9 protein-coding genes are annotated in these 9,934 nt (G+C 37.1%); 2 read left to right on the forward strand and 7 right to left on the reverse strand.

Going from position 1 to position 9,934, the window contains the following annotated elements; translation table 11 throughout:
* Nucleotides 1–619 precede the first annotated feature (619 nt).
* Nucleotides 620–1,567 carry a cation diffusion facilitator family transporter gene (locus FCI53_RS20560; protein WP_138420864.1) on the forward strand — a complete coding sequence of 316 codons (948 nt, stop codon included), beginning with the start codon at nt 620–622 and terminating at the stop codon, nt 1,565–1,567.
* A gap of 42 nt (nt 1,568–1,609) precedes the next feature.
* Here FCI53_RS20560 and mnhG read toward each other — a convergent pair whose 3' ends face one another.
* The 7 genes from mnhG to FCI53_RS20595 all read right to left on the reverse strand — a co-directional run bounded on the left by mnhG (nt 1,610) and on the right by FCI53_RS20595 (nt 7,526).
* The gene (gene mnhG / locus FCI53_RS20565; RefSeq protein WP_342774237.1) at nt 1,610–1,969 is read right to left on the reverse strand and encodes a monovalent cation/H(+) antiporter subunit G; all 360 of its coding nucleotides are present in this window, start codon (nt 1,967–1,969) and stop codon (nt 1,610–1,612) included.
* A complete protein-coding gene (locus FCI53_RS20570; RefSeq protein WP_138420866.1) occupies nt 1,950–2,231 on the reverse strand; it encodes a Na(+)/H(+) antiporter subunit F1 in 282 nt (93 codons plus the stop codon). The genes mnhG and FCI53_RS20570 overlap by 20 nt, the downstream gene beginning before the upstream one ends.
* Nucleotides 2,224–2,706 carry a Na+/H+ antiporter subunit E gene (locus FCI53_RS20575; RefSeq protein WP_138420867.1) on the reverse strand — a complete coding sequence of 161 codons (483 nt, stop codon included), beginning with the start codon at nt 2,704–2,706 and terminating at the stop codon, nt 2,224–2,226. The genes FCI53_RS20570 and FCI53_RS20575 overlap by 8 nt, the downstream gene beginning before the upstream one ends.
* A 154-nt stretch (nt 2,707–2,860) precedes the next feature.
* The gene (locus FCI53_RS20580; protein WP_138420868.1) at nt 2,861–4,354 is read right to left on the reverse strand and encodes a Na+/H+ antiporter subunit D; all 1,494 of its coding nucleotides are present in this window, start codon (nt 4,352–4,354) and stop codon (nt 2,861–2,863) included.
* Nucleotides 4,347–4,682, reverse strand: coding sequence for a Na(+)/H(+) antiporter subunit C (locus tag FCI53_RS20585; protein ID WP_138420869.1), 336 nt, complete (start codon nt 4,680–4,682; stop codon nt 4,347–4,349). Before FCI53_RS20585 ends, FCI53_RS20580 begins: the two co-directional genes overlap by 8 nt.
* Before the next feature lies 1 nt (nt 4,683).
* A complete protein-coding gene (locus FCI53_RS20590; RefSeq protein WP_138420870.1) occupies nt 4,684–5,106 on the reverse strand; it encodes a Na(+)/H(+) antiporter subunit B in 423 nt (140 codons plus the stop codon).
* Nucleotides 5,103–7,526: a Na+/H+ antiporter subunit A gene (locus FCI53_RS20595; RefSeq protein ID WP_138420871.1), complete on the reverse strand. Its 2,424-nt coding sequence runs from the start codon at nt 7,524–7,526 to the stop codon at nt 5,103–5,105. Before FCI53_RS20595 ends, FCI53_RS20590 begins: the two co-directional genes overlap by 4 nt.
* A gap of 388 nt (nt 7,527–7,914) precedes the next feature.
* Between FCI53_RS20595 and FCI53_RS20600 the strand changes: the two genes are divergently transcribed.
* Nucleotides 7,915–9,534 (forward strand): ABC-F family ATP-binding cassette domain-containing protein, encoded by a 1,620-nt coding sequence (locus FCI53_RS20600; RefSeq protein ID WP_138420872.1) that lies wholly within the window; start codon nt 7,915–7,917, stop codon nt 9,532–9,534.
* Nucleotides 9,535–9,934: the final 400 nt, after the last annotated feature.

A 9,934-nucleotide genomic window follows, 5' to 3' on the forward strand; every position in this document is an offset into this window, starting at 1 on the left:
ACTACGAGTCTCTCGAGGAGCACTGCCAGCCTCTGCCTTATGAATAGACCGAACGAAGGAATGTGAGCGCTAGACGCTAAGAGACATGGGAGGGTAAGTCATCATAAGTACAGCAGAGATCCAATGTCATCACATATATTCAAAAATGCTAATTACTTCCAATTAGCATTAGCGAAGCGTATCTATTGGATGGTAAATTTTTCCACTTAACTTACCCTGGTACTAAAAGTCACTCGAAAAAATTTTGAAAAATAATTTAAAACTGCTACAAGCGTTGATATATCAACTTTTATAGAGGGAGGCTCATCAGCCGCCCGTGGAAAGCGGAGTGTATTTCCGTAGCGTCCTATTAGCACTCATCCTTAGAGGAAGTTAGAAGTTATGTCACATAATACAGCTTTTGTTCATGAACAATCTTTTAGAAAAGAGCCTTATTTTTATTTTCACAGAACTTTTTGTATGTTTTATTTTTACTATCTCACATATATGATAATATACTCATATAGTGAAATAAAGAAAAACTTCCCATCAATGGAGAGGTTCATCTACCACTTATTTTTTCGGTTACGCCAAATCTTGGGCTTATTGCCTGTCTAGGCTAGATAAAGGAGGGTGTGTCATGGGACACGATCACGGGCATGATCATACACACAGTACAAACAAAAAAGCCTTGATGATTAGCTTTATGATCACAACTGGTTATATGATCATCGAAGCGATTGGTGGTTTTTTAACGAATAGTTTAGCCTTGTTGTCTGATGCTGGTCATATGTTAAGTGACTCCGTTTCATTAGGCATTGGTTTGGTTGCTTTTATTTTAGGTGAAAAAGTGGCTAATTATAGTAAAACTTATGGATATAAACGATTTGAAATTCTTGCTGCTTTATTTAATGGTGTCACGCTTGTACTTATTTCTTTATACATTTTTTATGAGGCATACCATCGGTTTATTGAGCCACCAGAAGTTGCTTCAACAGGAATGCTTGTGATCGCTACTATTGGTTTATTCGTTAACGTTATCGTAGCCTGGATATTGTTACGAGGCGATACAGAGGACAACTTAAACTTGAGAGCTGCATTTTTACACGTGTTAGGCGATTTGCTTGGCTCTGTTGGTGCTATTATTGCCGCCCTTCTAATCATGTTCTTAAATTGGGGATGGGCTGATCCTTTGGCTAGTATCATTGTAGCCATACTCGTTTTGATAAGCGGATGGCGCGTCACTAAAGATGCGATACATGTATTAATGGAAGGCACACCGAAAAACATTCAGGTAGAGGAGATTATTTCTACCTTTGAGGATGTACCAGAGATTTTAAATATTCATGATTTACATGTGTGGAGTATAACGAGTGGGCAAAATGCATTATCTTGTCATGCAGTCGTTAATGAAAATCTCACGATAAAAGAAAGCCAACGATTACTAAAAGGTATTGAACATCAATTGCAGCATAAAGGAATTAACCACGTAACCATTCAGTTCGAAAACAGTGATCATCCACACGATGATACCATTTTATGTTCAGCTGAAGGTGCAAAACATGAGCATGCATCAGATCATTACTAGATACTAAAAACACCCAAAGAGGCCTCCTTGGGTGTTTTTTTACTAACTATTTTGATTGACTTTCTGTTTCTTCTCTAGATGTACTTTTAAGTCATTATGTTTATTCTTATCCCAAAATGGAACGCCATTATGAAAAGCAGACCTCGCTATCATAAGTCCACTGATCGGGGCTGTCATAAACACAAAAATGATCGTTAATAGTATTTTGCCACTTAAGATATCCTTGGCAAATAAGAAGTAAAGAAATACTGCTACCATTGTTCCAATTACACCTAATGTGGAAGCCTTGGTTGCTGCATTAACACGCGTATACGTATCAGGAAGACGAATGATCGCTACAGACCCTAATAGCATAAATAATGCACCTAAAAGAATAAATAGACTAACGATGATCTCGATCAATGACAACGCCCCCCTCAATAAACTTGGATAAGGCGATTGTACCAATAAAAGCTAAAATCCCTAATACAAGCACAACCTCTACATAATATAATGATTCATGTAAAATCATTAGCATTCCAACAATGCCGATTAAATGGATACCAATTAAGTCCAAGGCAACAACACGGTCCGATACAGATGGACCGATAACGACCCTAATGAAACATAGAAATACGGAAACCGACATAATAATTAAAGCGACTATTAATGCAGCTTCAAACATTATCGGTCACCTCCAAGATTGTTTTTTCGAAATTGTTCCTTATACTATCAATTGCTTCTTGTTTGTCCTCAATATCAACATGATGAACATACATGATTGTTTCATCATCAGAAAATGCAGTAACAAGTGTCCCTGGAGTTAATCCGATCAACGAAGCTAATAACGTTTTTTGCCAATCCGTCTCTAGCTTTGTTTCATAAGCAATTATGCCGGGATTGATATCCATCTTGGGACTGATAACAATTTTAGCAAGTTTTAAATTTGCTAAGATCATCTCTTTAATAAAGATGTAAATTAATTTAAATATGGCAATTACTCTTGTAAAGTAATAATCAAACTCTAGGAATCGTCTTAACACATACAGTAACCCAACCCCGATCAGATACCCGATCATGAAATCAACTAAGGTGAAACTGTCGTTTAACAACATCCAAACTAACGCTAAGCCAATATTTAATAAAATTTGCAAAGCCATAGCTACTACTCCTTCTATATCAGAATAACACGTTCGTAAATTGCTCCATTTACCATTGCTCTAGTAAATGCCCAACTGATTGATCGAACAATCAATTGGGGATGAAGACAACCTCACTGAGCAACCAGTCATTCATCTTCATCCTTATTTTATATTAGTCTTGGTTCAGGACGGAATCAATATAATTTGACGGATCCATAATCTGATCTGCTACACCTAATGAAAATTGGAAAATAGGCTCTGCAGATAAACCTAATGCAATCGTAAGAATGACTAATGGAATAATTGGTTTTAATAGCCCCATTGTCTCCTTCTTATCCACTTTCTCTGTAGGAATCTTTTGTTCTCCCCAGAACGCATACATGAAGATTTTCATCATCGAGAACAAAGTAAGTAACCCGACAAGTAAACTTACAACTACAATCACGTAGCGTTCTTCCTGAATACCAGATAAGATCAAAGCAAATTTACTAAAGAACCCACTTAATGGCGGAATCCCAGCTAATGACATTGCAGAAATAAAGAATAGCCAACCTAGCAATGGATGAGATCTTAGCAATCCTCCCATTTTATAAAGGCTTGTTTCCCCGGTTATTTTTTCTGTTGCCCCGGCAAATAAGAATAACGCTGCTTTCACAATTATATGGTGGGCAATATAGTATATTGCACCAGCCAGGGCTAATTGTGTGTAAATTCCAAGGCCCATCACCATATAACCAACCTGACTAATAATGTGGTAGGAAAGAATACGTTTGAAATCAAATTGAGATACCGCTCCTAAAACACCGAAGAACATCGTGAGTCCCGCTAGTGCAAGAATAATATCATGTGTAAAACCAGTGTTATGCGTGAAGATCAGTGTAAATGTTCGGATGATTGCATAGATACCTACTTTCGTTAATAGGCCCCCAAACAATGCTGAAACTGCTGCTGGCGGTCCATAATACGAATTCGGCAACCAAAAATATAGTGGAAACAATGCACCTTTTGCTCCGAATACAAATAAGAATACAATCGCAATAACATTTAGAACACCTTGTTGTTCAAGAACTCCAACTTTCTCTGCTAAATCAGCCATATTTAATGTACCTGTAACAGCGTATATATAAGCTAAACCGACAAGGAAGAAAGCAGAAGCAATCATATTAATAACAACATACTTAAACGATTCTCTTAACTGATAGTTTGTCCCACCATTTACAATTAACACATAAGAGGAAAGAAGCATAACCTCAAAGAATACAAACAAGTTAAATAAATCACCTGTTAGAAATGCTCCATTCACACCAGTTAATAAAAAGAAGTAAAAAGGATAGAAATAGTGCTTTGCTCGTTCCGTTTCAATCGTTTTAAAAGCAAAGAATAAACATAACATCCCTACGATACTTGATAAAATCACCATTAACGTGGCGAACATATCCGCTACTAACACGATTCCAAATGGCGGCGACCAATTTCCTAATTCAAGGATCATCGTTTGTTGCGGGTGATAATACACTTCATGTGCAAGGTAAAAAGCTAATATAAGTAACAAAACAGCAGTTATACCAGCAATTACTCGTTGCAATGAGTGGTTCTTAGCAAAGAATATTAAAATTGTACCAACCAACATTGGCAGGATTATAGGTAAAATAAGTAAATTACTCATCAGAACTTCCCCTTAATTGATCTAAGTCATCCGTTTTGTGCTGTTTATACGTTCTGTACGCCAACACAAGTAAAAAGGCAGTCACACCAAAACTAATAACAATCGCCGTCAAAACTAGTGCTTGTGGCAATGGATCCGAATGCGGCCCTTCCGTACTCAAAAGGGGAGCAGCACCAGTTCCTAGCCCCCCCATTGTTAAAATCAACAAATGGGCTCCATGTGAGTATAAAACAGTTCCTAAAATGACTCTTAGTAAACTTTTCGTCAAAACCATATAGGTGGCGATCGTAAACATCACGCCGACAACTACAACCATTAATATCTCCATCTTAGGCATCATCCTCCGCAATCGTTAAAATGCTAAATAGCGCTACCCCAACGACTACAAAATAAACTCCTATATCAAAAATTAAAGCCGTTGTTAATTCAACAGTACCTAGAAAAGGAATGTAAAAGTAGTCATAGTATTGGGTCAAAAATGGGTCACCAACAAGCACTCCAATAAAACCGGTACCCATTGCTAGCAATAAGCCTACTGCAATTAAATATGGATATGAGATGGTAAATACTTTCGATATTTTTTTCATTCCAAAGCTTAAATACAGCAAGACAATGGCAGATGCAGCCATTAAACCGCCAATAAATCCACCACCGGGAGCATGGTGCCCCGCTAGTAGAAGATAGATGGAGAAGGCTAGAACAATGAAAACCGTTAATCGTGTGACTGTCTGTAATGATACGTTATTTTTCATTTTAACCTCCCCCCTTCATCGTTCATGCGTAACTTAATTAAACTGTAAACCCCAAGACCAGCTATTGCTAATACGAGAATTTCCAACATCGTATCGACACCACGGAAATCAACTAGTATAACATTCACCATATTTTTTCCGCCAGCTAACTCATAAGCATTTTCTTTAAAGTACTCTGAAATGGATTCAAATGGTCTTCCAGCTTTCATTGCAATGGAACTGATTCCGACAATCATGACACCTATTCCAACTCCAAGTGAAATGATCAAGTTGGCGATTTTAAATCTTGGTTTACTCTTTTCTTTACGTAACTCTGGCAAATGGTAGAAACAAAGCAAGAACAATGTCGTTGTTACTGTTTCTACTAATAACTGTGTTAAGGCAAGGTCTGGCGCCTTAAAGAACACGAAAAACAGAGCAAGTAGATAACCAACCACACCAATAGTAATAATCGCTGCAATTCGATTTTGTATAAATGGCATTGTGATTGTCGTTGCAACTGTCACAACAGCCAAGATCCAAAAGTATATTGGAATATCACCCACAATAGACGTGTCCAATGCAAATGCATCAAATTCGATTAAACCATAAGCTAATATCGCGATTAAGAAAACCGACATAAACGCAAGGTAATTGTTTAAACGCCCTGTCATTTGCATATAGGTAATCTTCTGAGATCCTGTTACAAGCTTATCTAAGAACCCATCATAGATATAGTTAATCGGATCCTTCTTATGCAATCGTAGGATCTTGTAAATGTTTTGCCATTTGGTAAGGGTTAAATACATAATTGTACCGACCACAATAACACCGATGGTCAACCATAATTCAGGTGTCCAGCCATGCCACGGATAAATATTGACATAGAACTGTTCTCCTGCTGGTAATGCTGTAGGTAAAATCGATTGTACAGCTGGTTCAATCAACGTGTACGATAAAAACTGGTTTGGAAATAAACCAAACAAAATAACTAATGAAGCTAAAATAATTGGTGAAATCAGCATCCCAATTGGTGCTTCATGTGGCTTTTTGTCCAATTTCTCTGGTTGATATTTCCCAGTAAATGTTTTAAAGACAATAATCATTGAATAAATAAAGGTGAATACACTTGCAATCCATGCAACTGCAACGAATAGAAAACCGATTGATTGCATGTTAAAATCCGTCATCATTAATGTATTCAACACACCTGTAAGGAACATCTCCTTACTCAAGAATCCGTTAAATGGATAAATCCCTGCCATCGAAAACGCACCAATAATGGATAACGTAAACGTGATCGGCATAAACGTCATTAACCCACCTAAATAACGGATATCACGCGTTCCTGTCTCATGGTCAACAATACCTGCCACCATAAACAAACTACCCTTGAAGGTCGAGTGATTAATTAAATGGAAGACTGCGGCAATGGTTGCGGTAAAATAAACCTCTTCATAATTGTAAAAAGCTGCAGCAGATCCTAATCCAAGTAAACTCATAATCATACCGAGTTGACTAATCGTCGAATAAGCAAGAATTGATTTTAAATCTGTCTGTCTTACAGCATTGAATGATCCCCATAATAAGGTGAACATACCAAACACCGAGACAATCCAAAACCACTCCGAAGCACCTGCAAACACAGGACTCATTCGCGCTACAAGATAAATCCCCGCTTTAACCATCGTTGCAGAGTGTAAATAAGCACTAACTGGAGTAGGTGCTTCCATTGCATCTGGTAACCAAATATGGAATGGAAACTGTGCCGACTTCGTAAATGCACCAAGCAAGATTAGTAACATCGCTGGTATAAATAACGGGCTTGTTGCAATATCGCCTGCCTGTGCAATAATTTCTTGAATATTAAAACTACCTGTCATCACATAAAGCAGTGAGAAGGAAGCTAACATTGAAAATCCACCAGTAACGGTAATCAGCATGGATTTTTGTGCACCATAACGGGATTTCTCACGATGATGCCAGTAGCCAATTAATAAGGAAGAAGCTAAACTAGTTAGTTCCCAAAATACATAAATGACCATTAAGTTTCCAGATAAAACAACCCCGAGCATCGCACCCATGAACATTAGTAAATATACATAGAAGTTATGCAACGCTTCCCCTTTTTTCGTTAAATAATAAATCGAGTAAAGCACAACCAGTGCACCAATACCTGTAATTAACAACGCAAATAATAGTGCGAGTCCATCAATATATACATCAAAGTTAATACCTAATGATGGGACCCAGGCTAACGATTCTACAATTGGTTCTCCTCCTGAAACAGTTGGAATCAATTGAATGAGGTAAATGAACAAAATGGTAGGTAAAACCAATACAAACCAACCAGTATGTACTTGTTTTACGTATTTAAAAAATAAAGGGATAAATATGGCTAATATGAATGGGGCCAGAATGACAAGATGTAATAAAGACAAAGACCCATACCTCCTTAATAAAATCCAAAAATCTTACTTGAAAAAATTTCACTTTTTAAATTATACATTATTTTTTTAACGTCCGCATTACTTCGAAATTCTATACCATGCTAATTATTTAAGTTTTATTAAATAGGTATAAACTCAGCATTTTTTAATAAAAAAAAATTTAAAAAACAACATTTAAGTGAACCAATCGGAAGGAAATGAGTACGTGTAAACTACACTTACAATTCCCTATTATAACAATAACTATGCGACCAATTTTGTTCACTGCTCAAATTATATGAAATTTTTATAGATAGCACAGTCACTAACATTGACTTACTGGGCCAAATCGCTTAAGCTAAGCTTGACTTTAGTTTTTTTCTGGAGGAATAATTTATATATGTTACAAGCTACGAATGTTAGTTTACGATATGGTGACAAGAAGTTATTTGAGGATGTAAACATTAAATTTACTCCTGGCAATTGTTATGGATTAATCGGTGCCAACGGTGCAGGGAAATCAACTTTTCTAAAAATCTTATCTGGAGAGATCGAGCCACAAACAGGAAATGTTGCGCTTGGACCAGATGAGCGCCTTGCGATGTTAAAACAGGACCACTTTGAGTACGAAGAATATGAAGTACTTAAAACGGTTATTATGGGACACCAAAAATTATATGATGTCATGCAAGAAAAAGATGCCATTTATATGAAAGGTGAATTCACAGAAGAAGACGGCATGCGTGCTGCTGAATTAGAAGGTGAATTTGCTGAAATGAATGGTTGGGAAGCAGAATCTGATGCAGCCATTCTTTTAAAAGGTCTAGGAATTGGCGAAGAGCTTCACACGAAGAAAATGGCTGATTTAACTGGTTCGGAAAAAGTAAAAGTTTTACTTGCCCAAGCGTTATTTGGTAATCCTGATATTTTACTACTGGATGAGCCGACCAACCACTTAGACATTTATGCGATTCAATGGCTAGAGGAATTTTTAATCAATTTTGAAAACACGGTAATCGTTGTTTCCCACGACCGTCACTTTTTAAACAAAGTATGTACCCATATTGCCGATGTCGACTATGGAAAAATTGAAATTTATGTTGGGAACTATGATTTCTGGTATGAGTCTAGTCAATTAGCATTGAAAATGGCAAAAGAGCAAAATAAGAAAAAAGAAGAAAAGATCAAAGAACTGCAAAATTTCGTTGCCAGGTTTAGTGCCAATGCCTCGAAGTCTAAGCAGGCAACATCACGGAAAAAAATGTTGGATAATATTACGTTAGATGATATTAAACCATCATCTCGTAAGTATCCTTACGTTGCCTTTACCCCTGGTCGTGAAATTGGAAATGACTTGTTACGTGTCGAAGGTCTGTCCAAAACGATTGATGGTGAAAAGGTACTAAACAATGTCAGCTTTACGATGAACAAAGATGATAAAGTTGCTCTTGTCGGAAGAAATGAGACAGCGAAAACTGCCTTACTTCAAATACTAATGGGCGAAATGGAACCTGATGAAGGAACCTATACATGGGGAGTAACGACTTCACAATCTTATTTCCCTAAAGATAACTCGAAGTATTTTGAAAATGGCAATTTAACATTGGTTGATTGGTTACGTCAGTATTCACCAGAAGACGAAACAGAAACATTCTTACGTGGATTTTTAGGCAGAATGTTATTCTCTGGCGAACAAGCACTTAAGAAGGCAGATGTCCTTTCAGGTGGGGAGCGAGTACGTTGCATGCTTTCCAAAATGATGTTAAGTAGTGCAAATGTGCTCTTATTTGATGAACCAACGAACCACTTAGACTTAGAATCGATTACGTCATTAAACAATGGCTTAATTAATTTTAAAGGTTCGATTTTATTCACTTCTCATGACCAACAGTTTGTCAATAGTATTGCAAACCGCTTAATCGAGATCACCCCTAATGGGATCATCGACAAGGAAATGAGTTATGACGAATATATTGCAGATAAAGAACTTCAAGAAAAAATTGAAGCAATGTATGCTTAAAGCTACTACTAGATGGTCATCTTAAGGGATGGCCTTCTTTTTTATGTAAGGCTGTTTTCTAAAAGCTTGTTGTTTTATCACAATAAACATAAACTCCGACGTAACTTTATGTCTGTTTCTCAATTTCCAGATTTCAGTTGAGTGCTATACCATCGCTTCGGTAGAATACTTCGCTTTCCATGGGCACGGCCTCAGCTAACTTGGTAAAGAAACCCACTTTACCAAGTGGATCTTCGGCTCGCGCTGTTCCCATAGGACAAGGAAGGCTTCGGTAGCGATACATCGCACGAAGAAAATTGGTTTGTATTTTCGAGGAGTCTACGTATTCTACCTACGCTATTAGTGGTGTTCTGATTAACTTCAGATAAAATACCTAAACCACCAATAGCTGAATCTGAGT

Source organism: Aquibacillus sediminis, from assembly GCF_005870085.1.
GTDB classification, from domain to species: domain Bacteria; phylum Bacillota; class Bacilli; order Bacillales; family Amphibacillaceae; genus Aquibacillus_E; species Aquibacillus_E sediminis.